The following is a 26,976-nucleotide window of genomic DNA, read 5'->3' on the forward strand; positions in this document are numbered from 1 at the left end:
ATTCGATGTTTTATGTTTTGATTTTTGACAGCTTCAATGCTTAACAGATCAAATGCTTTGATTTGAGAGGCGATAATGTTCAGTCAATAAATAATAGAAATTCACACTATGATAGCTTTTATATTAACAATTTTGACGCTATAAATATAAGGAAGCAGCATCACAAAAATTGTCATGCTGCTTAGTATTATTTTAATAGACATTATTCAAAATGCTTGTGATTGACCGTTACTATTTTGACTTTTTAGTCGGACGCTGAAAGTCGTTTTTCTGAGTCTGTCGCGCCCGTCCAAAGGCTAATGCTTTACTGTCGACGTTTTCGGTAATCACTGACCCTGCGGCAACTGTTGCGGTATCACCAATGGTTACTGGCGCGACCAGACTGGCGTTAGAGCCAATAAAAGCGTTATCTTCGATGATGGTTTGTGATTTATTGACACCATCATAATTACAAGTAATGACGCCTGCGCCGACATTGACATCTGTACCAATGGTCGCATCACCGATATAACTCAAGTGATTAACCTTGCTACCATGGCCGACAGTTGATTTTTTAATCTCGACGAAATTACCGACTTTACTGTTGTTAGCCAATACGGTTTCAGGACGCAAATGGGCGAAAGGACCAACATCAACACCTGCCCCAATCTCAGCACGATCAATCACGCAATAAGGTTTTATGTGGCAGGCATTACCAATGTGGGCGTTTTTAATGACACAGCCCGCTTCGATATACACATTATCACCTAAGATACAATCGCCCTCAAATACCACACCCACATCGACAAACACGTCCTGACCAGCGCTAAGCGTGCCACGAATATCAACGCGAGTGGGGTCAGCAAACTGCACGCCCGCTTCTTGCAAGTCGGCAACCAGTTTGCCTTGCCAAGTGCGCTCTAAGCTAGCAAGCTGTTGGCGGTTATTGACACCTTCAATCTCAAAGGTATGCTCAGGCTCAATCGCGACAATATTAATGCCTTCAGCGACCGCCATTTTAACGATATCTGTCAGGTAATATTCTTGCTGCGCATTATCATTAGAAAGCTTTGGCAGATATTTATGCAATAACGCATTATCGACGCAGTAAATACCACTATTAATCTCTTGGATTTTTTGCTCATCAGCGCTGGCATCTTTTTGCTCGACGATGGCTTTGATATTGCCGTCTTTGTCACGTTTGATACGACCGAGACCAAACGGATTGTCAACGGTCAAGGTCAACATTGACATGCCATCCGTATTGGCAGATTTTAATGCCGTTAACGTTTGGCAACTGACCAACGGCACATCACCATAGAGAATCAGGCTTTGTCCTTCTTTTGGTAATTCAGATAGGGTCACTTTTACCGCATGTCCAGTACCCAACTGCTCAGTCTGGGCAACCCAAGTAATAGGCAGGTGCGCATATTGCTCATTAATATCTGCTTGGACTTGGTCGCCACCAAAACCATGAACAATGATGGTGTCATCAACCGTTAGTTGATGACAGGTGTCAAGAACATGACCCAATAACGACTTACCAGCCAATGTCTGTAGCACTTTTGGCTTGGCTGACTGCATACGCGTGCCTTTGCCCGCAGCGAGGATAATTACCGAAAGAGGAGATGTCATAATAGCCTACAAATGTAACAAAATATAATTTCAAATTATAACGCAAACTGTCATTTAACTAAAATGCTATGTCGTGACATCTTTGTAACCTGCGTTGTTTGTCATCGGCTTATTATTTAATGGTGACTTGCTGATGAATTGTCTGTCGTCACAAACGCATTACTAAAAAAGTGGGCGAGTCAAAAAAGACAATCGGTTATCAAAGACCGTCGCTTATATAAAAGCGTGGCTAATTTGCCAGTGTGAGGATGGTGGTATAAATAATAACCCAAACGGCTGCTGCCATGATACCTGCGATGATGTCATCGAGCATAATACCTAGGCCACCTGCGACTTTTTTATCTGCCCAGCCAATCGGTGGTGGCTTAATAATGTCAAAAAATCGGAATAATATAAAGGCGATAATGATGGCAATAATAGAAGATGTTTGGGCGATATTTTGCCAAAAATTACCGTCAGCGATACCCATATAAGATAGCGGCAGTAGGGTAAGCCACATGCCCGCCCATTCATCCCAGACAATGTGCGGGTTATCATGACCACCCATTAGCTCTGAGGTACGACCGCATATCCAACTACCAATCACACAAGAGAGAATGGTAATAATCAAAAATGGCACGAATCCTAAGCTTAGCAATGGTATCGCGATGACTATACTTCCAACCGTGCCCCAAGTGCCGGGTGCACGGCGAGGCAAACCACTTCCTAAGCCGATACCGAGCCAATAAACCAAACGGTCAAGCATCGTAGCAGTAGTGGGTAGCGGTGGACAATCATTGGCTTTACGGATATCAGGCTTAGATAGGTTGTGATCAATCATGGGTTAACCTGCAAAATGTTGGTAACCCGTCAGATTGGGCCAAGTAATAAAGGGAGCGGGATGGGTAGGTGTGATTGGCTGTCCTTGATAAAAAAGCTCTGGTCGTAAATTTTTGGTAGCATTTGTCTTGTTTACGGCTATGACTTCGCCGATACAGGTAATAGGTGTGTTGCTACTGTTATTAACAGGCGGTTCAATATGAGCAGGCAAAGTAAAAGCCAACTCATAATCATCGCCACCAGCCAACTGGCACAACAAGCGCTCAGTTAACTCAGCGTTTGCCAATGCTTTGCTGGTAGGTAGCAGATCGAGATGAATGCGCATACTAACGCTGCTTTGTTGGCAGATATGACCAAGATCTTGATACAGACCATCAGAGATATCTATCATTGCCGTAGCGCCGATTTTTGCTAGTTCTGCGCCCAGTGCAATACGCGGGGTTGGCATATGTAGCCGATGCGCAAGCTCAATACCGACGGCATTGTCAGGGTTCTGTAGTGCATAAGCGGCATCGCCAAGAGTGCCTGAGACATAGAGTTTATCGCCAACTTGCGCGCCTGAACGGTAGACGGCTGGTGTATCTTTGGTGAGTAACCCTTGCGCGCTGACACTAAGAACTAAATTGTCGCTACGCGTGGTATCACCACCAATCAGCGTCACCCTAAATAGCTGGCAAGCATGAAATAAGCCTTTAGCAAATTCACTTAACCATTGCTCATTCGCCAAGCGCTCAGGCAATGCTAACGCTAGCAGAATACTATGCGGAGTTGCACCCATCGCGGCAATATCTGAGACATTCACTGCTACAGCTTTATAGCCGATGGCAAATGCAAGCTTATTCACTTGCTCCCAATCGGCGCTAAAGTGTCGACCTTGAACGAGTGTATCAATACAGCTGACCAAACGCGCACCCGCAGGCAAGCTCATCACTGCTGCATCATCACCAATGCCTTTTTCGACCCTGCCTTTATTGACACTGCTGGACAATGACTGTGCAGCTTGCATTTGGGAGAATATACGCTCAATCAGCTCAAACTCATTCATGATTAGTCTTTGCTGTCTACATCAGTGCGGTCTGTTTCAATCGCTTTTTTGCTCGCTTTAAAGTCACTAATGTTGGCAGTAGCTTTACTAGCGCTATTGCGTTTGACAGTAGCATTATTGGCACTGATACGAAGCTTGTTTGAAGTGGTTGGTTTTTCTTCAAGAGTAGGTGTGTCGGCACTATCTTCTATATCAGCATTAGTTTCTGCATTGGTATCAGCTTTTATTACAGGTTTAGCAGCCGCTTTTTGTGAGGTGCGTAAATTGGCTTTGCTATCTACTTCTACTTCAATAGCACGTAGCTCTACTGCCATTTTATCAAGGACGGCATTAATCAATTTATGCGCGTCAGTAGCGCCAAAGTGATTATTCAGCTTCATCGCTTCATCAAGTACCACTTTATAAGGAATTTCTAAACGGTTTTGTAGCTCGTAAGCACCAATCAATAAAATGGCGTGCTCAACGGTGTCCAATTTATCGATTTCACGGTCAAGATGCTGAGAGATAAGGACATCTAGCGCCTCGATCTGCTCTGGAATATCACGCATCATTTCATGATAATAGCCAATATGTACGGTATGCATGGCATTGGTCGCGCGGGTACGAGCAGCGATATCGTGTGGGGCATTGTCTTTCCAGCCAAGCTTACCATCGATATCGAAGCGGCGGTCAGTGACGAGCCATTCGTATAGACCTTGCATCGCAAAGCGTCGCGCTTTACGGATAGCGGTGTGACTGGTCTTGTAAGAAGACTCACTCATATCGAAGATTTGATCACCCGCACTGCTGCTCGCGATGCGCGTGGCTTCAGCTTGTTTATCATTGGTTTGGGCGGTTTTCGCAGCGCTGATAGCGCGCTTGAGTTGGTCAGTCATAGGGGGTCTATACCTAGTTTTTAAGATAAAAAGTTTTAAAATAAAATGTTAAATAGTGGTCAGCTGGCAGGCTGTGCCAGTCGAGTTTTATATCGTACTTGGTAACATTCTTTGTAACACTGACGCTGTGGCTCTCGATAAAAATGCAAGCTCATAGAAACCACAGCGCTCATTAAATAACAAACAGCCTATCAAATGATGGCTTGATTAAGCATCTTCGCTATCATCTTCAATATCTAGCTGTGATAGTACCGCAAGCATTTCTAGTACAACCATCGCCGCTTCTGAGCCTTTGTTACCCGCTTTAGTACCCGCACGCTCAATCGCTTGCTCGATGCTGTCAGTCGTCAGTACGCCATTGGCAACTGGGATATTATAATCCATAGCTACCGCGCTTAAGCCTTTTGCAGATTCGCTTGCAACGAAATCAAAATGTGGCGTGCTACCACGAATAATTGCGCCCAAAGCGACGATGGCATCAAAGCGATCAGACTCGGCGGCACGTTGAGCAACCAATGGCAATTCAAAAGCACCAGGCACGCGGATAACGGTAATGTTGCTACCCAATACACCGTGACGTAGCAATGCATCGATCGCACCATCTACCAAAGATTCAACCACAAAACCATTAAAACGACCGACGACGATACCAATACGAACGTCTTTGTTTTGATGTAAATTACCATCGATATGAGTCACGTCATTGCGCTGCTGTTGTAGATTTGACATAAAAAATCCTTTGCCGAATGGGCTTTTAATTAAAATGTAGGAATAAATAATGAGCTAAATATATTGCTAGGTTCAAATGGCTTATTATCCGTTAGATAATCAGTTAAATGAACGAAAATAAGTGGTTAGCGCTATGATAACATTTTTTTCTGTTTTATTTGTATTTTACGAGCGTACTATAAGCGCATTTGTATCCCTTGCGCTGCCATATATGCTTTGGCTTCTTGAACCGTATACTCGCCAAAATGGAAGATGCTGGCGGCAAGTACGGCATCGACGCCACCTTCTAACACTCCTTCGGCCAAATGTTGCAAATTACCGACGCCGCCTGACGCGATAACGGGCACATTGACGCGGTTAGTGATTTGCTTCATCAATGCCAAATCATAGCCTTTTTTGGTGCCATCGCCATCCATCGAGGTGACTAGTAATTCGCCAGCGCCAAGCTCAGCCATTTTGCTCGCCCAAGCCACCGCATCAATGCCCGTTGGTTTGCGACCACCATGGGTAAAAATCTCCCAACGCGGCATAACCATCCCATCAACTTCAATATCTGCAACGCGTTTGGCATCGATAGCAACGACGATACATTGATTGCCAAATTTCTGCGCCGCTTCACCGACGAACTCAGGGGTAAAGACCGCCGCAGAATTGATCGCTACTTTATCCGCACCAGCATTCAACAGATTGCGGATATCAGCGATTTTACGCACGCCGCCGCCAACTGTGAGTGGGACAAATACGGTTTCAGCCATACGCTCAACGGTATGATAGGTGGTATCGCGCTCATCATTGGTGGCAGTAATGTCCAAAAAAGTAATTTCATCAGCGCCTTGTTCGTTGTAGCGTTTTGCTACTTCAACAGGGTCTCCTGCATCTTTGATATCGACAAACTGTACACCTTTGACCACACGGCCATTATCAACGTCCAAACAAGGAATGATACGCTTTGCTAACATAGGGTCTTTCACCTTATAATCAATTCATTCTATAAGTGCTAGTCTAGCAAAATCACCACCGTATCAGGCAGATTTTCGCAAGATTATTATGCTTTTAACCAAAGTTTGCTCATGCACGGTACAATCACTGTGATTACCGTCGATATTTATCCTATTTACCTTCTTTTAATTGTCATAAGTGAGATGTCATGTCCGTCTATACCCAGTTAACCGATGACCAGTTTGCCACTTTTTGCCACCGTTTTGGCGTAGCGTTCGCGCGTGCCATTCCGATTACCCAAGGTATCAAAAACTCTAACTGGTTTATTCAGACGACTGACGATGTAGATGGCGCACACTCTTATGTCTTTACCTTATTTGAAGAACGTCCACCAGAAGACATCGAGAAGATGGCCGTCATCCTCAATCAACTGGACGGTAAATTACCGGTCGCCGCGCCGTTGGCGTTAGTTGATAGCACAGAAAAAGGCTATGTCATACGCTATGATAATAAAGCCATTACCTTAGTGCCATGCCTAGCAGGCTTGCACCCAGAGCAGACCACGCAAGCGATGTGTCATGAGATTGGTGCTGCTTTAGCGATGCTGCATGAGACATTGCAAGCACTACAACCTGCGGAAGAATATGGCGTGCCTTTATACCCATGGAGCGAGGTGCGCGATCGTGAAATGCAGTTTATGCCCGGTGACGAAGCCAAATTGATGAGTGATATCTGGCAGTCTTATACGGATTTGCCGCTTGCCACTTTGCCAAAAGGCTTATGTCATTTAGATATGTTTGCCGATAATACCTTATGGGATTTGCAAAAAGGTGAAGAACGTCTGACGGGTCTATTGGACTTTACCGAAGTCAGTGTTGAGCACTATGTGATGGATATTGCCATTACGATTAATGATTTTTGTACCACTTGGGGTATGGCTGAACAAGGCGAGTCGGTAAATTTTGACCGCAGTAAAATGGCAGCTTTCTTACAAGGCTATGAGTCTAAACGCACGCTTAATAACGATGAAAAACGTGCCTTACCGGTTATGCTGGCAAAAGCGGCGGTAATTTTTTGGCTGTTGCGTTTAAACGTTATTCACTATAACCGTACCGAAGGACGGACTGGCGATAATATCATGGTCAAAAATCCTGATCTGATGAAACGCCTTGCCGCTTATCATTGGGCGCATGTGGAAAAAGCGCAGAATGCAGTAGTTGTGCTATCAAATAAACATGATAATCAAATAGTCGGCGTGTTTAGCAATATTACCCAAGCTGAGCAGGCGCGTGATAAATTAAGTGATAGTAGCCATTTTGCCATCAAAGAATATACGCTCGATCAATGAGCATAAATTGTTTTTGTTCGACCATTCCTGTATCAAAACCATAAGGGCGATCCCATGACCGATCAAGTTGATAACTGGCACAAACTGGCACGCTACGATACCAATATGCAAGGTGAGCTGCATGCCAATCTGCTGCGTAACAATGGTATTAGGGTGTCTCTGCAACCACTGAGTGCGATGCCCGGTATGAACTCTGGGATTGTGCTGTGGATACAGGATACCGATTTGGCGCATGCACAGCGCATTTTAGCGAATATTGACACCGATGGGGCAACGCCTTATGAGATGTTTGATGAAACGTCCGCAGCCAAAATTAACCCTACTTTAAATTCTGCACAAGATAAAAATAACGGCGGTACTCTATAAATGTGCCAACTCTTAGGAATGAACTGTAATACCCCAACCGATATTGGCTTTAGCTTTGCAGGCTTTCGCCGCCGCGGTGGCATGACGGACAGTCATGAAGATGGTTTTGGCATTGCATTTTTTGAGCGCAGTGAATGCGCTAATAATAATGATGAATCGGCAAATGACTCAACGGGGCTGCGCTTGTTTCATGACAATCGTCCAAGCCACCTGTCACCAGTCGCTGACTTGGTTAATAATTATCCAATAAAAGCCATGAACGTCATCGCTCATATTCGTAAAGCGACCCAAGGGCAGAACTGTTTGGCAAACACCCATCCCTTTGTCCGCGAAGTCTGGGGCGAGCAGTGGGTATTTGCTCATAATGGGCAGATGAATAGCGAATTTATCAAACGCTGTCAGCGTTTGCAAGACAACGGCAATGCTTCACACTGCCAGCCAGTCGGTTCAACCGATTCTGAAATGGCATTTTGCTATTTGGTTAATCGCCTAAAGAGTAGCTTTAAATCGCGCCCTGATGACAAAACGCTGTTTAACTTTTTGACCACCCAATGTCGTTATTTATCTGCCAATGGTTTATTTAACTGCTTGATATCAAATGGTAAGTGGCAAATGGCATATGCGGGTAGTTTGCTATTTTATCTCACGCGCCAAGCACCATTTGGCGAGGCGAAATTGGCAGATGATGATTTAGCCATTAACTTTGGTGATGTGACGACAGATACCGATAAAGTGACGATACTAGTGACAGTGCCGCTGACTGAAAATGAAAAATGGCAACAGTTAGCCGTTAATGAGTGTCTGATATTCCAAGATGGCGACGTCATTTATAAAGACAGCCCAAGTCAGCGGAAGTTTTTGACGATTGAGGAGGGGATTGCGGTGGCACGGTCAGTTGGGGCGAGTGTTTAGGGGTTGATCGACTTGTATTTTTAATTCGAGTGTTTCATTTTAAAGTTAATAGTTCAATAAAAAACAGGTGAAGCTATGTTAGGCAATGACATTCAAATAAAACAGCTCGTAGGAGTAGGTGATGTGCATCTTAGCTTTCAACCTGAGCAAAGAGTGTATTGTCTAATCGGTGAAAATGGTATTGGCAAGACAAAGTGTTTAGAGGCATTGTTTACTCTATGCTTCACTACCAACGGACTCCTTTATGCCAGTATTATGAGTGACGAACTATTTGCATTTAATAATATAATTTCTGATGGACGTACATTTAATGATATCTCTGATGAAAGCTTAAAGGGCTTCGAAAGTCATAATTCAGCTGTAGTCATGATTGGTGCTTTGAATCGTGGAACCATTGATTATGAAGAAATAGATGTAAATAAGAACATTGGTACTCGGGATACTCGTTTACAAAAATATATTAATGAAAGTTTTGCAACTTTGAATAATGAAAAAATGCATAGTTTAGGAATGGGTGAACTATTAAACCAATGGATAATTCAGCGTGCTCAATCTGCTAACCCTTACCAAGCCGCCGAAGATAATCGCGAAGTTGAAATTACCACACTGCTAAATTTACTTAACAAAGTAGACGAACGAATCGATAGTAATTTCCTTGAAATCTCAGGAAATAACCGCGTATTTATAAAAATTTCTGATAAAAAAACTGAACTATCTGAGCTTTCCAGCGGCTTTGCTTCTATCCTAAAAATCATGCAATCTATCATCGCAGGTTATAGCTACTTTACTAACGAAACCAATATTGCACATGTCAAAGGCGTAGTGTTTATCGATGAAATCGAAAGCCATCTGCATACCAAGTGGCAAGCGACTATTATTCCTACTTTAAAGCGCTTGTTCCCAAATACGACGTTTTATATTACCACTCACTCCGCTATTGTTTTGAGCCAATTGCAACATGGCGAAGCTTATGAGTTATATCGCGATAAAGAAGATGGGATTGTAAAAACGGAGCTAATAGAGCATCCCAATAATGCGGCGTTTGTAGACTTGCTAAAAGATGCTTTTGATATTGATATCAATCGCTTGAAACTGGCGCGTGACAATGCGCCACAACAAACAGAAGCAAAACAGGCATTACTGAGCTTATTAGATGAAAAAATTAAGCAGTTAGAGGCAGGGCAATCATGAAAGAGAAAGAGAAACTGTTAGACACAAACTATCTGATTGGTCTGCTTGAAGGTAAAAGTGATGGAAAGGATATTGAGCTTTTACAGAATTTGAAAAATTTGCGTAGTGAAATAGAGTTAAATAATGTAGAAGTAGTGATAACTCCACTTATTCGCTATGAATTTTTAAGATACTTTCTGTGGAAAACACAAGAAAGTGAGATGAAAAAATATATCAATGTCATGAATGGATTAACCACCTTAGACATCAGCCAAGATGTAGCAGATTTGGCTGCAGATTTATATCGATTAGATAAGTTTGAAGCAGATAATGCTAACATTAATAAAAATATCGACAAGCGCCAGTTTGATATATTTCATTTTGCTACAGCTAAAATAAATGGTATAGAATTATTATCTAATGACAAGCACTTACCACAACTTGAAAATTTATATGCGCTTTATAAATTGGACGAAATACTCTAAAAACTAACCCAAATAAACCCCACAACACCGTTTAAACTTCTCTCCAGAACCGCAAATACACGGCTGCTTTTGATTCACTGTCATCGCAACCGTTGGATCTAAGAAATACCAACGTACATCATTATTGACTTTGTCTGTCACTTTTACAAAGGCAGACAATTCATGGTGCGCCTGCATTTTCTCTTCTAAATTAGCTGTATTATCTTTGATATTAAAATAAGCTTTAAACTCAACTTGTGCGTGCCTTTTACCTAGCTTTGGCATGTGCGCTACGATTTCTAATCCTGCCCAATTCGTCTCTTTTGCCCACGATTCAATCGCCTTGATATCAAGCAATGCTTGCTGTGCGGGTAGAGTAGTCTTGACGATATATTCTGGCTTAATCAACACAAACGCACTATAGCGCGTGCGCATGAGACGTTCAGCAGTGTTAGCTTTGTTGTCCTCTGAATCATAAAGCCTGTCATGATAAGGCTGGCAGCAATCTTTATAAAGTAGTGGTGAGCTGATAGCGCTTGATGATGGATGAATTTGGCAAGGGCAAACGTGTAGATCAGGTTGCATGTTTTACTCTCATTTTCGTTTGGGTTTGACTGCTTTACCGTAGCTTTATCGCAGCAGGCTCTTTATTAGTTCTGGCACTATGCCGACTTTAAGCTGTGCCCAAGGTGCAGGGTCGCGCAGCTGCTGCCAAAACGCATCAAACGGTGGGGCAAAATAGACCAATATGGCGAGCAGTGTATATAGTAATAAATACCACCACTTATCTTTAGGCTGATAAAACTTCATCGCCGTACCTGATGAGCGCTTCATTCTCATATTGGATAAATTAACACTATACAGCTCGTCCAACGCCAAATGCACCATCGCGCCGCCGAATAAAAATAAGCCGTAGAACCAGCTTGCCGTTAATGGTAAGTTTAAAATATCGTAGCTGACATAGGTCATTCCAAGACCCATTATCGCCATATAAGGGACGGAATGAATCACGCCGCGATGCACGGTCATGTTGGTAAAAATAGAGAAAACCACATAACGCATAAAGCCGTAGCCTGCTAGCCATAATGCAATCAGGGCGAGCAAGCTCAGCTCACTGCGCCAATGCATGACCAAACCAAAGGCAAAAATAAACGAGGTGATATTAAAACCCAGCTTAATCGGTGTTGAGTTGTCAGAATCCAAATCAGGGAGTAGTCCACCGATGGTGCCAAGCGCCACGCAAACTAAAAACCCCGAATCATCAATCAATCCCGCTTTATAAACCGTCAAACTGAGCGTACCACTGACCATGAATGCAACATTTAGGTGGGTGTTAAAATTTGCCATAAAAACTCATCAATAAATAGCGCGCGAAACGATTGTTTCGAGGCGTTTGCCTAGCGGTAAAAAAGCGCACCATAATAGCATAGCGCAGCCAAACGTCTAACAGATAAGGTTTATATGCCCGCCATCGGTTTACTCATCAATCTTGATTCTGATGTTCCTTGTGAGAGTGCATTTATGTTTTTTGAAAGCTTCATTGACATTAATTGAAGTGAATTGACAAGTGCCATGGTTGTTCCATTTAAATCAATTGAACGGTGCCAGCGAAACCATTCAAAGTCCAATATGGACAAATTATTATCAAGGAGTGATCTCAAATCAGGTCATTTAGTAGTCTTGCCAATGTTAACGATGCCATCCTGCTTGGCTGAGGATGACAATTCTAGTTTTTATAATGGTAATGTTTTGCGTAATGGTCGAAGCCAGAAGCATGGGAGTTGAGAGGAAGTTGGGCACTTAGAACAGAGTATGTATAAAAAAATCGTTAAACCCTTGTTACGTTTACGATTATGCCACGATTTGACAACGTCTAGGCGTTAACAAAGCGCCGTCGTTTTGTTATGGTAAAAGAGCGTTATTGTTAAGTACTAAAGAGTCGCTTAGCTATTTTGTTAACCCAACTTTATATTTTACTGTGTCAAATAATAATGGTTTTGAATACAACGCGTACAATCATCTATCTAGCCACCAATCCTCAGTATAAACATATAACCGTTTAGGCTTAGGATCTATAACAACGATAAGGAAGCTACCATGAGTGATATTTTTAATGTAAAAGACACCATTTCGGTCGATGGCAAGGAACATACCTATTACAGTCTGCCGAAGCTAACCGAAACTTTTGAGCACATCAGTAAACTGCCATTTTGCATGAAAATCGTCTTAGAAAACCTATTACGTAATGAAGATGATGGTCAATCTGTCGGCAAAAACCACATTGAAGCGGTTGCCAACTGGGACGCGGGCGCAGAAGCGTCAAAAGAAATCGCCTTTATGCCAGCGCGCGTTGTCTTGCAGGATTTCACTGGTGTGCCATCAGTTGTCGATTTGGCAGCGATGCGTGATGCCGTGGTTGAGCTAGGCGGTAACGCTGAGCAAATTAACCCCTTTATCCCGAGTGAATTGGTCGTTGACCATTCTGTACAAGTTGACGCTTATGGTCGCGAAGATGCGCTGGATTTGAACGAAAAAATTGAATTTAAACGTAATAATGAGCGTTATGAGTTCTTGCATTGGGGTCGTAATGCGTTTAAAAACTTTGTGGTCGTACCACCAGCCACCGGTATTGTGCATCAGGTCAACCTTGAATATTTAGCTCGTGTTGTCATGGCAGCAGATGTCAATGTTGATGGTGAAAGCGAATTGACTGCCTATCCAGATACAGTATTTGGTACTGACAGCCATACCACCATGATTAATGGTATTGGTGTGCTTGGTTGGGGTGTGGGTGGTATTGAAGCGGAAGCTGCCATGCTTGGTCAACCATCATCGATGCTCATTCCACAAGTGGTTGGCTTTGAGCTAAAAGGCAAACTTACCGAAGGCGTCACCGCGACAGATTTGGTATTGCGTGTGGTTGAAATGCTACGTGCGCACGGTGTGGTGGGCAAATTCGTTGAATTCTATGGCGAAGGCTTACACAGTATGCCGCTTGCAGATCGTGCGACGATTGCCAATATGTCACCAGAATATGGTGCGACCTGTGGTATTTTCCCGATTGACCAAATGGCGATTGATTATCTACGTCTATCAGGACGTGATGAGGCGCAAATTGAGTTGGTCGAAAAATATGCCAAGGCGCAAGGCTTATGGCACGATGCAGATACGCCAGCCGCGACTTATTCAAGTAAGTTAGAGTTGGATTTATCATCAGTGCAGCCTGCACTTGCTGGCCCGAACTTGCCACAACAGCGTATCAATTTATCTGATATGCACGAAAAGTTTGGCGAAACGTTAGAAAAAATGACCAAAGATCGCAAGTCAGAAGTAGAAGGCAAAGTACGCTTTGATCAAGAAGGGGGTGAGCAAGAGCAGGCTGAACACTTAGCCGCAAAACCAAAAATTGATGACAGCCAAGATGAAGGCTATCAGCCTGCAAATGGGGTTTTCTCTACCATTAAAATCGATGAAAAAGAACATAAGCTGCGTGATGGTTCAGTCGTGATTGCCGCTATTACCTCTTGTACCAATACCTCAAACCCAGCGGTTATGATTGGTGCTGGTTTAGTTGCCAAAAAAGCGGCTGCAAAAGGTCTTAAAGCCAAGCCTTGGGTTAAGACTTCGCTCGCCCCGGGTTCTAAAGTCGTGACTGACTATTTAGAAAAAACCAAACTAATGGATGAGCTGGAAAAAACAGGTTTTTACTTAGTCGGCTATGGTTGTACCACTTGTATCGGTAACTCAGGGCCGCTGCTAGAAAGCATTGAAAAAGGTATCGAAGAGAATGATCTAGTCGCCGCTGCGGTACTGTCCGGTAACCGTAACTTTGAAGGCCGTATTCACTCACATGTCAAAGCCAGTTACTTAGCGTCACCGCCGTTGGTTGTCGCCTATGCCTTAGCCGGTACGGTCGATATTGACATGACCACCCATCCGCTAGGTCAGGATCAAGATGGTAATGATGTCTATCTAAAAGATATCTGGCCAACGTCAGAAGAGATCAATGAGTTGATTGCTAATAATATCGACGCGGATATGTTCCGCAAGAATTACGGTGAAGTGTTTGACGGTAGTGCAGCATGGAACGCTATTAGCTCAGCCGATAGCCAGCTGTATCCGTGGAGCGAAGAATCTACTTATATCAAAAACCCACCGTTCTTTGATGGTATGACCATGGAGCCAGAAGGTATCCCTGATATTGAAGGCGCGCGTATCTTGGGTTTATTTGGCGATTCAATCACCACCGACCATATCTCACCAGCTGGTAACATCGATCCAGACTCGCCAGCAGGTAAATACTTGCAAGAGCGCGGTGTGATGCAAGCCGACTTCAATAGTTATGGCTCACGCCGTGGTAATGATGCGGTTATGACCCGCGGTACTTTTGCCAACATACGTATCAAAAACACCATGATGGGTGGCAAAGAGGGTGGCTATACCTATTACTTCAAAGGCGATAGCGCGACGCTTCAAGACGGTGAAGAAATGGCCATCTATGATGCGGCGATGAAGTATAAAGAAGATAAGCGTCCGTTAGTCGTGCTTGGCGGTGCAGAATATGGTTCTGGCTCTAGCCGTGACTGGGCAGCGAAGGGGACAATTTTACTCGGCGTAAAAGCGGTATTGACCAGCTCATTTGAGCGTATTCACCGCTCAAACTTAGTTGGCATGGGTGTCTTACCATTGACCTTTAAAGAAGGTGAAAATGCAGAGACTTATAATTTAGATGGCTCTGAAGTGCTTAGCATCACTGGTCTAGATAATGGTGAAAGCAAAACAGCGACAGTCACTGCTACACGTGCCGATGGTTCGTCTGAGAGCTTTGATGTCAACGTCATGCTACAGACACCAAAAGAGCGTGAATATGTGCGTCATGGTGGCGTGTTACACTATGTACTACGTCAACTGGCTGCTGAGAATAAAGACGCTGCGTAATGGTAAGTTAGACTTAATATGAAAAAAAAGCCCAGTCCCAGTCAAAGTAGGGGATTGGGCTTTTTTATTGAGCTAGGAAAAGGGAAAAAAGTATCTGAAAATCTATTTCCTTAAATCATCTGAAATTCTCATTCCAGTTCTCCTTAAATACTTTATTTAAGAACTTTTCTTTATCGATGCTACCGTCATTGTTTAAGCAGCTCTTATCGACAAAAAGGTAATTCGTCCAACTGATATCAGGAGACAATTCATTGATTTTATTTACCATATCAACTTCACTAATGTCAGAGAAGTCTTTAATAATAAGTTTTTGAGCCAGCTCTAAAATGCGACTCTTTGTTTTATACTCATAAGAATTTGGATACTCAGAAATTTTATCAAAAAATTCTTCGTAATTTATACTCAGGTCTTCGTTTACATACTCCTCACTCCAGAATATATAGTCACTCCAAAATGGGTCAGGAGATAGTTTATCTAGTTCAAGCTTTATTTCTACTTGCCTTGACTCTGAGCATGGAGTATTAATTAACTCTTCAAGTAATAAAGTGATTTTTTGCTTAGTATCATTATTCATTATTATTCCCTCTACTATTTGTTTAAATGGTTTCAGCTCTTCTCAGTCAACAGGTTAATCCCCAGCCCAATAAACACCACCCCACTAATTCTATTGAGCATTGTTTCAATAGAGGGGTTTTCTCGTAGGCGTGTACTAAACCGCGCAGCCAATAGCGCCAAACATAAGCACCATATAAAGCCAGTGGTAGCAAAAGTCAGACCCAATATCAAAAATGACAGCATGCCATAAGCGTAACTAGTGTCGATAAACTGAGGGAAGAACGCCAAGAAGAATAAGGCAACCTTTGGATTAAATACATTGGTCAATACGCCTTGCTGATAGATTTTCCAGCCGTCTACGGCCTTGTGTCTAGTCACGTCCTGAGCTTTGGACAAACTGTTTGCGATTGAGTTCGAGTTTTTGCTCGTTAGCATTTTAAAGCCTAAATAACACAGGTAAGCCGCACCAATATATTTGACGATCATAAAGGCTGTAGGGGAGTTGGCAAGCAGTACTGACAGTCCCAGCGCCGCGAATAATGTATGTACTAAAGCACCTGAGGTAATGCCTAACACAGAATAAAACCCTGCGGCTTGTCCCTGTGAAATACTGCGGGTGATGATATACATGCTATCTGTGCCAGGGGTTAGGTTTAATAAAATAGCGGCTAAGACAAACCCTAGATAATTCTCGATACCAAACATTGCAACCACCTCCCTTTGATAATACTAATTGTCCGTATGTTATACAGTCTGTATATATTTTATAAAACTCTTAAGGGGTAGATAGTAGCGAGCATTAGATAGGTTGGCAATAGCGCGGATAGTTATAGGGCTGTGAGAATAGCGTTAATAAATATTTGAGAAATGACAGACATAAAAAATCCCAGTCACCGTATGATGACTGGGATTTTTTATTGTTCGCTTATTAGTCTGATCTAATGCTAAGCAAAAGTGCTAATAAGTGACGCCGAATAGTGGCGTCCCCAGGGGGATTCGAACCCCCGTTACCGCCGTGAAAGGGCGGTGTCCTAGGCCTCTAGACGATGGGGACGCATAGAGTGTTATAACCAAAAAGGCTACAACGGTACTTCACAATATCAGAGTGCTTATCTATTAATAATAGAGCAAGCCTTGCCTAGGTGCTGATATCGTCCTACTAGCGAGTATTTATAGTTACGTTTCAGTAGTACTGAGCGTTGCAATAAATAGTATGGTGGAGCTAAACGGAGTCGAACCGTTGACCCCTTGCATGCCATGCAAGTGCTCTACCAACTGAGCTATAGCCCCTCGCTAAGAGTGTGCGTATTTTATGCAAGACCAGCAGTCCTGTCAACTACTATTTTAAAAATAATCAATAAATATGCAAAAAAAAGTGTTTTAGCCTGTTTTAATGGCCTAACAAGCTTAAATTAGCGTGGATTTTGCTTGAGAGCGATCTCTTTGATGGCTTTATCGGTATAAAACTCTTCTTCGCTGCCATCAGAAAAAACAATCGCACAGCATTCAGTTGGCATATATTGACCACCCTTTTCTCGGATTGTTCTGATGCCTTTAAAGCCAATGATGTCAAAATCGGCTAATTTATCTAGATTATGCTTGGTATAACTGCAGTAAGTGGTGTATATCCACTTTAAATCTTCAAAATCTTGACCAGTGGTAAGAGTAAGGTTTGCCTCGAACAGCTCTTTTACGATGGCATCATAGTATTTCTGCGCTTCTTTTAGGGTGTTAAATACATAATCTTTGCTTTCTATTGTGACGGTTTTGGCGGCCATGTTTGTTTCCAATTAAGATGTTTAAAAGTATGAGGGTAGTTATACCGACTAATAACGAAAAAAGGGTCAGAACTGGCCTGACCCCTTTGAATGCATAAAATTTAGCTAATTATTATTCAGCAGCCAAACTATTTATCAGCTAAGAAGTCTGGCAACTCTGCTGCTTGTTTTTCAAGTTTCTTCAGTTTCTTTTTACCGAGGCCGCCCAGTACATCAACCGCGTGACGCAAGCGAGTCAGCGTCATATCAGCACCGATAATCGCCATAGAGTTCATGACGGGCGTCGATGAGGTGCTACCAGCGATAGCGATAAAAAACGGCGCCATAAAGTCACGCATCTTAATATCAAGGTGGGCTGCAAGGCCTTTTAGCGTGGCGTAGATGTTTTCTTCTGACCAAGTTGGTAGGGTCTCAAGCTGCCAAAGTGCTAATTGGAGCATCTCGATAATTTGCTCAGGCGTGAGCGATTTATGAGTAAAGCTCTCAGCATTGATATCAGGTAGGTTCTGGAAATAGAAACCACCCCAATTAACCGCATCAGACAATAGCTCGATACGTGGTTGAATCGCCGCTGCGATAGCAGTTAATTTATCGCTGTTATTCGCCCACTCAAGGATTTTATTTTTTAACTCTTCAGGCGTGAGGGCGCGTAGCCACTCGGCATTTAGCCAGTTCAGCTTTTCGATATCAAAGATAGGGCCGCCAAGCGACACACGCTGAATATCAAAGCTGGCAATCATTTCTTCTAAGGTAAATTGCTCAGCATCATTAGGCATTGAGTAGCCCATACGACCGAGATAGTTTAGCAGCGCTTCGGGCAGGACGCCTGCATCACGATAATAGGTGATAGAGGTAGGGTTTTTACGTTTAGAAAGCTTTGATTTGTCTGGGTTACGCAGTAACGGCATGTGGCAAAGGACTGGCATCTCCCAACCAAAATACTCATAAAGCAGCTGATGTTTAGGCGCAGAGTTGAGCCACTCTTCACCACGCAACACATGGCTGATGTCCATCAAATGGTCATCAACGACGTTGGCTAGATGATACGTTGGCATGCCGTCGGTTTTTAGCAGCACTTGCATATCGACTTGTGTCCAAGGAATCTCAACCGTACCGCGTAGCATGTCATGTACTTGACAGATACCTTCGGTAGGCACGCGCATACGAATCACATGCGGTTTGCCCTCGCTTACCAATTGCGCGGTTTTCTCTGGCGCTAAATGGGCACAGCGACCGTCGTAACGTGGCGTTTCACCATTGGCCATTTGCTCGGCACGCATGGCATCTAGCTCTTCACTGGTACAAAAGCAGCGAAACGCATGATCGTTTTCTATGAGCTGTTCGGCGTGCTTTTTGTAAATATCGCTACGCTCACTCTGACGATAAGGCGCGTGCGGGCCGCCGATATCTGGACCTTCTGCCCAATCTAGACCGACCCAACGCAGCGCATCCAAAATCATTTTTTCAGATTGTTCGGTTGAGCGCGTTTGGTCTGTGTCTTCGATACGTAAAATAAATTCGCCGCCGTGGGCTTTAGCGAATGCTAAATTGAATAGGGCAATATAAGCGGTGCCGACATGCGGAAAGCCAGTAGGCGATGGTGCAATGCGGGTGCGGACAGGGCGATTGCTGCTAGTAGAAGTCGTAGATTGCGTCATAGAAATCTCAGAATAGGCTAGTTAATGAAGATGGCACTGAAAGATGGTAATAAAAAATAGCAGTTAAACATAATGATTAAACATGGCGATTAAAAATAGTAATGACAAATATGAATCAAAGATTTTAATAAAAATACAGATGAAACAATAACCGTCAATATGGAAAAATAGCGTAAAATATAGCGCTAGTATAACAGAGAGAGGGAATATTTTTAACGAAATGCCCGTCTAGTGCTTGACTACCAGTGTATCCTTGCGATAATAATGTTAGACAAGTCATAACTTGTTTATTTTCATCTGATTTTTCACTCTTACTGACCAAAATGGTCGTCATCTACTGAGTCGTTTGTGTCCATATTGAATAATAAGCCAAAAAATACGCCGAATACTAAGCAAGATTCTAAAATAGACCCTTCTTTAGCCACTGTTAATGCTGCGTCAGCGGTTGAGCTGCCTGCTGTAAAAAACGATTTTATGGTAGAGAATGATTCTGCTAATCAGCCGCCTCAAGAGTCTGTCACTGATAAAAACACCTCTGATGAATTGAGCTTTGTCCATGATGCGGTGCTGTTGCAAGAAACCGTCGCGGCAGTGCTGGGCGTTAAATCACTGCCTAAGCAAACAGACGATTGCCAAAATAGCTTGCAGATGAGTGGCATCTACGTCGATGCTACCTTTGGGCGTGGTGGTCATAGTCGATTACTATTAAGCCAGCTGGCTGATGACGCAACCTTGATTGTTTTTGATAAAGATCCAACCGCCATTAGCGTTGCTCGCGAATTGGCAAATACCGATAGTCGCGTAAAAGTGGTGCATGATAGTTTTGCGACGTTGACGGATAGTCTAGCCGCAATGGGTATCATGCAAGTTGATGGCTTAATGGCAGATTTGGGTATCTCATCGCCGCAAATTGATGATGGTAGTCGTGGTTTTAGTTTTATGCGCGATGGGGCGGTTGATATGCGTATGGATACCAGCCGTGGGCAGTCGGTCGCTGAATGGCTAGAAAAAGTCGACGATGAAACTTTGGCCAATGTGCTTTATGAGTTTGGCGAAGAGCGTCACAGTCGCCGTATCGCTCGTGCTATTAAGCAGATGGAAAGTTACGACTCTACTTTAGCGTTAGCTGAAGTGATTAAAGTAGCACATCCTAATTGGCAGCGCGGTAAGCATCCAGCGACTCAGAGTTTTCAGGCGATGCGCATTTTTATTAACAATGAGCTAGGCGATGTCGATGACTTTTTAGAACAAAGTATTCCGATCTTGAAAGCAGGCGGGCAGCTAGCAGTGATTAGTTTTCACTCGTTAGAAGATCGCCGTATCAAGCAGTTTTTGCAGCGTCATAGTAAAGGGCAATATCCAGAAGATGAGAATTTGCCGATGCCGCCGAAGCGTCCGCGTTATTTTAGTAAGCCTAAACGTGTGGGTCCTAGTAAAGCTGAAACCAGTCAAAATCCACGCGCGCGTAGCGCTTGGTTACGCATGGCGACTCGTACCGATACTGACTACTTATCCAGCGTTGAGCAATAACACACAGGTAGTAGCATGATGTTATCGAGAAGGTGTTTGGCTGGGTTACTGGTGGTTGGTTGCTAGCGATTAGGTAGGATAGAAAGTCTTAATACTTACGCGGCTGTTAAAAATCTGTAAACATTATCTGCTAGGCTCGGCTGGTCCTTTTTCGTTTGGTTTTACTTTATTGATGGTTCTGTGCAAAGCGTCTTACTGCTCTAAAACAGTTGCCAATTTTCATACTTGAAGTCCACTTTTTGAGATCGTCATGGCAATATCTGACAAACCTGCAAACCGTCGCGCTACAATGCCAAATAATACCGATATCGGCGAGCTATTCGTGCGCCGATTTAATGTGGTTAGTATCTATGTAGTGGTGCTATTGCTGCTAGCAGTGGCGATTGTATGGAGCGGTATCAAAACAGCCGAAGGCATTCAGCAATATCATCAGGATTATAAAACCTTGCAAGACATGAAAAAACAAGAGCGTAACCTGCAAGTTGAACATCAGCGTCTGCTTATCGAACAGCAGACTTTTAGTGCGACACCGCAAATTGCCAGCCGTGCGGTGGCTGAACTGGGTATGTTTTCACCGACGTTAAAAGATAAGCTCATTATCCAGCCGGGTGTTGCCACAGCACAGGTGCCAGTCATCGATACTGACTCAGATGAGGATAAATCTGACGTTATCGAACCACGGGCTTCCACAGATTTATCGCCTGATGCTCCTATCACCGATGCCACGGTAGCGGAGGCAGGACAATGAGTGACAAAAAATCCAACGCCAATAGTGGTAAAACAACCGCAAAAAATGCGAGTAAAAAGCCAGCCAGCGGCAAGGTTACCAAGCCCTTACGTCCTGCCAGTGCAGCCAAATCGGGAAAAACGAGCAGTAAGCCTGAAAGTCAACCATCTGGTAACCGCAAAGCCAAGTTATTTGGTCGCTTGAAAAAGAATGAAGAACAAGGCGCTTATACCAGTGTCAAAAACCTGAAAAATAAAAGAGGGTTTTTGGGTAAAGCGTCTGGCGCTTCCTCTCGTGGCGGTTTTGAGCAAGATAAAAACCGTTTCCGTACTATTTGGTTCATTGCCTTGGTTGTCTTGGGTTTGCTGATATCCCGTGCTTATTATTTACAAGTCGCCAATGCTCAGTTTTATCAAGACAAAGGCGATGAGCTCATCACCAGCGTGCGCACGCAAAAATCCTATCGTGGCATGATTACCGATCGCAACAATTTGCCACTTGCAGTCAGTGCACCACTGGCGACAGTCTCCTTCAGTCCGCATGATTACGCGCGTGAATATTACGAGCTTAAGCGTATTATTATCACCAATCCTGAGAGCCCGCAACTGGTTGCGCGGATGCAAAAGCGTTTGGATAATATGGATCTGACCACGCTTGCGGCTGCTGCGAATATTTCGGTCACTGAGCTAAAAAAAGTCACTGCTATCGATGATAGTGTCGATGTGACCGATGAAGCAGCGGTTAAAGCGGCGCTACCGTCGGGTGCAGGCTCGCACTATCTGCCGCTACTGAATAAAGTAACGCCCGAGATTGCCCAAAGTGTCAGTACGCTTGATTTTCCTGGCGTCTATGAAAAAAACTTCTTCCAGCGTTATTACCCGCAGCCGCAACCAAACTCGCAACTGTTGGGCTTTATGGGACAAAATGTCAGCGATCCTGAAGGTGGCTACGAAGGGCGTGCTGGTATCGAACGCCAGTATGAAACTGAGCTGGCAGGTGACGATGGTAAAGTGTTGGTGCTAAAAGATGCCAAACAAAATAGTTTAAAAGAAATTAAACAGATTGAGCCAGAAATACCGGGCAAAGATGTCGCACTGACCATTGATTCACGCCTGCAGTATTTACTTTATAAAGAGCTAGAGAAAGCAGGGCGTTTGCAAAAAGCACGCTGGTCGACAGGTATGATTGTTGATGTGCAAACCGGTGAGGTGCTTGCCTTATCAACATGGCCATCATTTAACTCCAATAATCTGAATGAGATGACGGGTGAAAACCAACGTAACCGTGCACTGCTTGATGTCTTTGAACCCGGTTCGGTGATGAAACCATTTACCGTTGCCGCCGCTTTAGATTCAGGCAAGTACACGGCCACCTCTCTAATCGATACCAACCCTGGCTCTATCCGCGTCCGTGGCTATACCATTCGCGATCATAACAATCTAGGTATGATTAATATGGGCACGCTGCTGCAGAAGTCTAGTAACGTCGCCTCCACCAAGATTGCGTTGTCGCTACCGCCTGATGCGATTACCAATATGCAAAAGCAATTTGGTTTTGGTTCAAAGACACCGCTACAGTTCCCAGGGGAAGGTAGTGGGCTGGTCGTCACGCCAAAAGAAAAAGAAACGTCACGTCGTGCAACGGTCAGTTATGGCTATGGTCTACAGGTGACACTGGCTCAGGTCGCTCAGGCTTATTCGGCGCTGGCGGCAGGCGGTGTGATGCATCCATTGACCCTCATCAAAGATGACAAGCCGGAGCCAAGCAAGCGTATCATGGCACACGAGCAGGCGATGTCTATCGTACAAATGATGGAAAGTGTCACCGAGCAGGGTGGTACTGCTAAAGGTGCGGCGATTGATGGTTATCGCGTCGCTGGTAAAACAGGGACGTCGCGTCGTATCAATCCAAAAGGTGGCTACTATACTGACCAATACCGCAACGTTTTTGCTGGTATGGCACCAGCATCTAACCCAAAATTAGTGGGTGTGATGTTGATCGAAGACCCACGTGCGCAGATTTATGCTGGTTTAACGGTAGCTCCGGTCTTTCATAACGTTATGAAAGAGGCGCTGCGTTTATACAATGTACCGTTAGATAAACCGTTAAAAACGGAAGACCAATAGCCACAGAAGTAAGTTTTTTAAATGTTCAGCTCTTAACTATTTGATGTGTTTTAACCGTTTAGGATTTGCCAATGACTCTGTCACCCTCGTCGCCAAGCAGCACCCCAGTCACCTTGCAACAGCTGGTTGAATCCAGTAGCAGCAATAGGCATGGTGCAGGTATAGAGCAGGTATTGCAAAAACTATCGACTCAGAAGGCATTGACTGAGAGTGATTCCAAGCAAGTGAATTCGGTTGCCAATATCCCATTCCAGCAGTTTCGTTTAGACAGTCGTCAGCTAGAGCCGAACGATGTGTTTGTGTTATTAAAAAGCCACATACCAAACTGTCAAAAAAGTCGTGACAACCTTTATCAAGCCGCTGAAAATGCGGCTTTCATCCTATCAGAAATAGATCCTACGGCTTTGCTTAGTGTCACTAGCGTGTCAAATCATGCCGATATCACCTTACCAAATGATAGTACTTCTAAAGCGCAGCAGCATTTAGCAGCACTGCCTTGCCCCGTTTTATACGTGCCCAATATTCGTGATTTTTTAGGGACGCTCATTCAAGCACGTTTGCAATATCAGCAGCCTGTGACCTTGCCAAAGGTGGTCGCGGTGACGGGTACCAATGGCAAAACCACCATCAGTCAATTGGTGGCGCAATTGACGCAGCTGACTGGCATGAGCAGCGCGGTCATGGGCACAGCAGGTAATGGCAGGCTTGGTGCTTTGGTGCAAGCCAGCCATACCACGGGCGACGCCCTAGCGGTACAGCAATTTTTATATCAAATGGGTACAGAGAATGCTCAGTTATTGGCATTAGAAGCCAGCTCGCATGGTTTGGATCAGCAGCGTTTACAAGGTATGCCCGTGTCGGTGGCGATTTATACCAACTTAAGCCGTGACCACTTAGACTATCATGCTGATATGGCAGAGTATGCGGCAGCAAAAGCTAGACTGTTTGATAAAGCACATTTTCCAGCGTTGACCCACGCCATCATCAATATCGATGATGAACATTCCCAGATTATGTTAGATACGGCAAACGCTAGTAATTTAACGGTATGGACCTACAGTCTAGAACCATCAAAATCTGCGACCTTTGTTGCGGCTGAAATCAAGCCAAGCTTACAAGGTGTCGAGATTACGCTACGGACTGATTTTGGCAATACTGATGCTGGTAATACTGATTTTAAAAATAAAGAAACCAATAGCATCACTATCGTCAGCCCATTATTGGGGCGCTTTAATGTTGCCAATTTGCTTGCCGCTATGGCCGCTGCTGTCGCCTTAGGAATTAGCCTTGAGCGTATTGCCGCCGTCGTGCCGCAGCTACAAGGTGCAGTTGGACGTATGCAGCGTGTGCCATCCAATGATGGCTGCTTTATCGTTGATTACGCGCATACGCCAGATGCTTTAAGCCAAGTGCTTGCCAGTCTAAAGACCCATTGTAAGGGACAGCTGTGGGCAGTGTTTGGTTGTGGTGGCGACCGTGATGCGGGTAAACGTCCTTTGATGGCGCAAGCAGGATTGGCAGGCGCAGATCAAGTTATCTTAACGGCAGACAATCCGCGCACCGAAGACCCTGAGGTGATTTTGCAGGATATGCAAGTGGGCATGACGAGCGAGCAATATCAGCGCACTCATATCGAACCTGCACGGCAAACAGCGATTGAATACGCAGTCAGTCAAGCGGCTGCCGATGATATCGTCGTTATCGCTGGCAAGGGTCATGAAACCTATCAAGAAATTAACCATGTCCGTTATGATTTTGACGACAGTGTTATTTTACAAAATGCTTTAAGGCAAGCAGGGCGCGTATAGCCTTTATAAATAATTGAGAGCGCTTACAGTTAGTTTTGCATACTGCTGAAGAAGTATTGGTCGTTAACTATAAAAAATAAATAAGTAGTCATCATATATAAGGTAATCATTATGACAGCCGACAACGATAACAGCATTCAGTCGCAAGGGCTGTATGTTTGGCAAGCAGACAATCTGCTCGCGGCAACCGCCGCACTCGATGGCCATTGGCAGTTCGATAAAGAACAAGCAGTACCAAGCAATGACGCAAGCAACTCAATTAGCAGCATCCGCGTTGCTACCGATACCCGTACGATAAAACCTGGTGATATCTTTTTAGCACTAAGCGGTGATAATTTTGATGGTCACGATTATATTGATACGGCTATTGAACAAGGTGCGGTTGCGGCTATTGTCTCTCGTACCGTTGCTACGGCTGATGCAAATAGCATTCCGCAGTTAGTGGTGAGCGACACCCGTTTAGCGCTAGGGCAATTGGCTGCGTATCGTCGTCAACAGCATCAAAACTTAACCGTCATTGCTATTACTGGCTCTAGCGGTAAGACCACCTGTAAAGAGATGCTCGGCAGTATTTTTGGCAGACTAGCACCGACATTGATTACCCGTGGCAATCTAAACAATGACTTGGGTGTGCCGATGATGTTGCTCGAATTATCCGATCATCATCGCTATGCCATCCTAGAGCTTGGCGCAAATCATATTGGCGAAATTGCTTATACCACAGAGATTGTCCAGCCAGATGTTGCGTGTATCTTAAATATTGGTACGGCGCATTTGGGTGAGTTTGGCAGCCGTGAAGGGATTTGCCAAACCAAGGCGGAGATTTACCATACTTTGAATGATAGCCAATTTGCGATCGTTCCTGATAAAGATGATTTTACCAATCAATTACGCCGTATCGCTGAAAAGCATACGTCACACGTGATTGGTTTTGGCAATACCGATGTCAGTGCCAGTCATTTAGATGTTGAGCCTGAGCGTAGTGAATTTAAGCTGCATATCGGCAATCAAGTTCATGATATTAACTTGCCACTAGCGGGCGAGCACAACGTCAATAATGCCTTAGCCGCTGCTGCTTGTGCTCATGCGTTAAATATTGATGTTAGTGATATCGTTGTCGGGCTTGAAAATGCCCGTCCTGCTAAAGGGCGCTTGAACAGTCAATTACTGGGTATGCATCGCTTGATTGATGATACGTATAATGCCAATCCGCATTCGGTGCGAGCGGCAGCTAAAGTATTGGCGGCGCAAACGGGCACGCAAGTGATGGTATTGGGTGATATTGCGGAGCTGGGAGAGGCGGCGGTCAGCGAGCATCAAAGCTTGGGTCGTACGATTGCGACCACCGGTATCAACGTGCTGCTGTGTGTCGGTGAATATGCGCCTTATACCGTGGCGGGTGCGCAAGAGATTTCTGATATCAGTGCTTATGCGTTTACGGATAAAGACAGCTTATTGGCATATTTACAGCCGTATTTGCAAGCGCAACAGGCGCAGCCTTGTACGGTACTGTTCAAAGGTTCTCGTTCCATGCAAATGGAAACCCTTATCAATGCGCTAGTCGAGGAGTAGGCG

23 protein-coding genes and 2 tRNA genes are annotated in these 26,976 nt (G+C 44.2%); 11 read left to right on the plus strand and 14 right to left on the minus strand.

Translation table 11 applies throughout. From position 1 onward, the window contains the following. Nucleotides 1–231 precede the first annotated feature (231 nt). From glmU to hisF, 6 genes are all read right to left on the minus strand, one after another. Nucleotides 232–1,614, minus strand: coding sequence for a bifunctional UDP-N-acetylglucosamine diphosphorylase/glucosamine-1-phosphate N-acetyltransferase GlmU (glmU, locus tag JFC10_RS09215; RefSeq protein WP_198332596.1), 1,383 nt, complete (start codon nt 1,612–1,614; stop codon nt 232–234). A gap of 229 nt (nt 1,615–1,843) precedes the next feature. After that, nucleotides 1,844–2,434, minus strand: coding sequence for a phosphatidylglycerophosphatase A family protein (locus JFC10_RS09220; protein WP_198332597.1), 591 nt, complete (start codon nt 2,432–2,434; stop codon nt 1,844–1,846). A gap of 3 nt (nt 2,435–2,437) precedes the next feature. Beyond that, nucleotides 2,438–3,478 (minus strand): thiamine-phosphate kinase, encoded by a 1,041-nt coding sequence (gene thiL / locus JFC10_RS09225; protein ID WP_198332598.1) that lies wholly within the window; start codon nt 3,476–3,478, stop codon nt 2,438–2,440. A gap of 2 nt (nt 3,479–3,480) precedes the next feature. Continuing rightward, nucleotides 3,481–4,353, minus strand: a complete 873-nt coding sequence (nusB, locus tag JFC10_RS14905; RefSeq protein ID WP_227685964.1) for a transcription antitermination factor NusB — start codon at nt 4,351–4,353, stop codon at nt 3,481–3,483. Nucleotides 4,354–4,560: 207 nt separating this feature from the next. Further along, entirely contained in the window at nt 4,561–5,082 is a 522-nt protein-coding gene (ribH, locus tag JFC10_RS09235) for a 6,7-dimethyl-8-ribityllumazine synthase (protein WP_045445783.1), read from the minus strand. A 176-nt stretch (nt 5,083–5,258) separates the two neighbouring features. Further along, a complete protein-coding gene (hisF, locus tag JFC10_RS09240) occupies nt 5,259–6,041 on the minus strand; it encodes an imidazole glycerol phosphate synthase subunit HisF (RefSeq protein WP_198332599.1) in 783 nt (260 codons plus the stop codon). 188 nt (nt 6,042–6,229) lie between these two features. On the opposite strand from hisF, the gene JFC10_RS09245 reads away from it, so the two are divergent. The 5 genes from JFC10_RS09245 (at nt 6,230) to JFC10_RS09265 (ending at nt 10,302) form a co-directional block, all read left to right on the plus strand. Continuing rightward, nucleotides 6,230–7,369: a homoserine kinase gene (locus JFC10_RS09245; RefSeq protein ID WP_198332600.1), complete on the plus strand. Its 1,140-nt coding sequence runs from the start codon at nt 6,230–6,232 to the stop codon at nt 7,367–7,369. Between the two features lie 54 nt (nt 7,370–7,423). Next, nucleotides 7,424–7,735 (plus strand): hypothetical protein, encoded by a 312-nt coding sequence (locus JFC10_RS09250; RefSeq protein ID WP_227685963.1) that lies wholly within the window; start codon nt 7,424–7,426, stop codon nt 7,733–7,735. Further along, on the plus strand, nt 7,736–8,647 hold the full coding sequence (locus JFC10_RS09255) for a class II glutamine amidotransferase (protein WP_193011761.1): 912 nt from the start codon (nt 7,736–7,738) through the stop codon (nt 8,645–8,647). A gap of 75 nt (nt 8,648–8,722) precedes the next feature. Beyond that, complete coding sequence (locus JFC10_RS09260) at nt 8,723–9,838, plus strand: AAA family ATPase (RefSeq protein ID WP_198332601.1); 1,116 nt, start codon at nt 8,723–8,725, stop codon at nt 9,836–9,838. Continuing rightward, the gene (locus tag JFC10_RS09265) at nt 9,835–10,302 is read left to right on the plus strand and encodes a type II toxin-antitoxin system VapC family toxin (protein WP_198332602.1); all 468 of its coding nucleotides are present in this window, start codon (nt 9,835–9,837) and stop codon (nt 10,300–10,302) included. Before JFC10_RS09260 ends, JFC10_RS09265 begins: the two co-directional genes overlap by 4 nt. Nucleotides 10,303–10,305: 3 nt before the next feature. Here JFC10_RS09265 and JFC10_RS09270 read toward each other — a convergent pair whose 3' ends face one another. Together JFC10_RS09270 and JFC10_RS09275 are read right to left on the minus strand one after the other, a co-directional pair. Beyond that, nucleotides 10,306–10,866: a YchJ family protein gene (locus tag JFC10_RS09270; protein WP_198332603.1), complete on the minus strand. Its 561-nt coding sequence runs from the start codon at nt 10,864–10,866 to the stop codon at nt 10,306–10,308. Between the two features lie 45 nt (nt 10,867–10,911). Then, nucleotides 10,912–11,628, minus strand: coding sequence for a metal-dependent hydrolase (locus JFC10_RS09275; RefSeq protein ID WP_198332604.1), 717 nt, complete (start codon nt 11,626–11,628; stop codon nt 10,912–10,914). Between the two features lie 750 nt (nt 11,629–12,378). On the opposite strand from JFC10_RS09275, the gene acnA reads away from it, so the two are divergent. After that, nucleotides 12,379–15,219 carry an aconitate hydratase AcnA gene (gene acnA / locus JFC10_RS09280; protein WP_198332605.1) on the plus strand — a complete coding sequence of 947 codons (2,841 nt, stop codon included), beginning with the start codon at nt 12,379–12,381 and terminating at the stop codon, nt 15,217–15,219. A 115-nt stretch (nt 15,220–15,334) separates the two neighbouring features. Here the strand turns inward: acnA and JFC10_RS09285 are convergent, their stop codons facing one another. The 6 genes from JFC10_RS09285 to gltX all read right to left on the minus strand — a co-directional run bounded on the left by JFC10_RS09285 (nt 15,335) and on the right by gltX (nt 19,210). Beyond that, nucleotides 15,335–15,793, minus strand: a complete 459-nt coding sequence (locus JFC10_RS09285; RefSeq protein ID WP_193011758.1) for a hypothetical protein — start codon at nt 15,791–15,793, stop codon at nt 15,335–15,337. A 32-nt stretch (nt 15,794–15,825) separates the two neighbouring features. Further along, nucleotides 15,826–16,479, minus strand: a complete 654-nt coding sequence (locus JFC10_RS09290; protein ID WP_193011757.1) for a LysE family translocator — start codon at nt 16,477–16,479, stop codon at nt 15,826–15,828. Nucleotides 16,480–16,752: 273 nt separating this feature from the next. Next, nucleotides 16,753–16,828: transfer RNA gene (locus tag JFC10_RS09295), tRNA-Glu, on the minus strand. A gap of 160 nt (nt 16,829–16,988) precedes the next feature. Then, nucleotides 16,989–17,064 (minus strand) — tRNA-Ala (locus tag JFC10_RS09300). Nucleotides 17,065–17,186: 122 nt separating this feature from the next. Beyond that, nucleotides 17,187–17,552: a hypothetical protein gene (locus JFC10_RS09305; RefSeq protein ID WP_198332606.1), complete on the minus strand. Its 366-nt coding sequence runs from the start codon at nt 17,550–17,552 to the stop codon at nt 17,187–17,189. 128 nt (nt 17,553–17,680) lie between these two features. After that, nucleotides 17,681–19,210, minus strand: coding sequence for a glutamate--tRNA ligase (gltX, locus tag JFC10_RS09310; protein WP_198332607.1), 1,530 nt, complete (start codon nt 19,208–19,210; stop codon nt 17,681–17,683). A 474-nt stretch (nt 19,211–19,684) separates the two neighbouring features. Between gltX and rsmH the strand changes: the two genes are divergently transcribed. The 5 genes from rsmH to JFC10_RS09335 all read left to right on the plus strand — a co-directional run bounded on the left by rsmH (nt 19,685) and on the right by JFC10_RS09335 (nt 26,973). Then, entirely contained in the window at nt 19,685–20,740 is a 1,056-nt protein-coding gene (gene rsmH / locus JFC10_RS09315; protein WP_198332679.1) for a 16S rRNA (cytosine(1402)-N(4))-methyltransferase RsmH, read from the plus strand. Between the two features lie 250 nt (nt 20,741–20,990). Then, complete coding sequence (ftsL, locus tag JFC10_RS09320) at nt 20,991–21,488, plus strand: cell division protein FtsL (RefSeq protein ID WP_198332608.1); 498 nt, start codon at nt 20,991–20,993, stop codon at nt 21,486–21,488. Beyond that, nucleotides 21,485–23,593 (plus strand): peptidoglycan D,D-transpeptidase FtsI family protein, encoded by a 2,109-nt coding sequence (locus JFC10_RS09325; RefSeq protein WP_198332609.1) that lies wholly within the window; start codon nt 21,485–21,487, stop codon nt 23,591–23,593. The genes ftsL and JFC10_RS09325 overlap by 4 nt, the downstream gene beginning before the upstream one ends. Before the next feature lie 71 nt (nt 23,594–23,664). Further along, nucleotides 23,665–25,401 carry a UDP-N-acetylmuramoyl-L-alanyl-D-glutamate--2,6-diaminopimelate ligase gene (locus JFC10_RS09330; protein WP_198332610.1) on the plus strand — a complete coding sequence of 579 codons (1,737 nt, stop codon included), beginning with the start codon at nt 23,665–23,667 and terminating at the stop codon, nt 25,399–25,401. A gap of 111 nt (nt 25,402–25,512) precedes the next feature. After that, on the plus strand, nt 25,513–26,973 hold the full coding sequence (locus JFC10_RS09335; protein WP_198332611.1) for a UDP-N-acetylmuramoyl-tripeptide--D-alanyl-D-alanine ligase: 1,461 nt from the start codon (nt 25,513–25,515) through the stop codon (nt 26,971–26,973). The last annotated feature ends 3 nt before the right edge of the window (nt 26,974–26,976 follow it).

This window comes from Psychrobacter aquimaris, assembly GCF_016107525.1.
Lineage (GTDB): Bacteria > Pseudomonadota > Gammaproteobacteria > Pseudomonadales > Moraxellaceae > Psychrobacter > Psychrobacter aquimaris.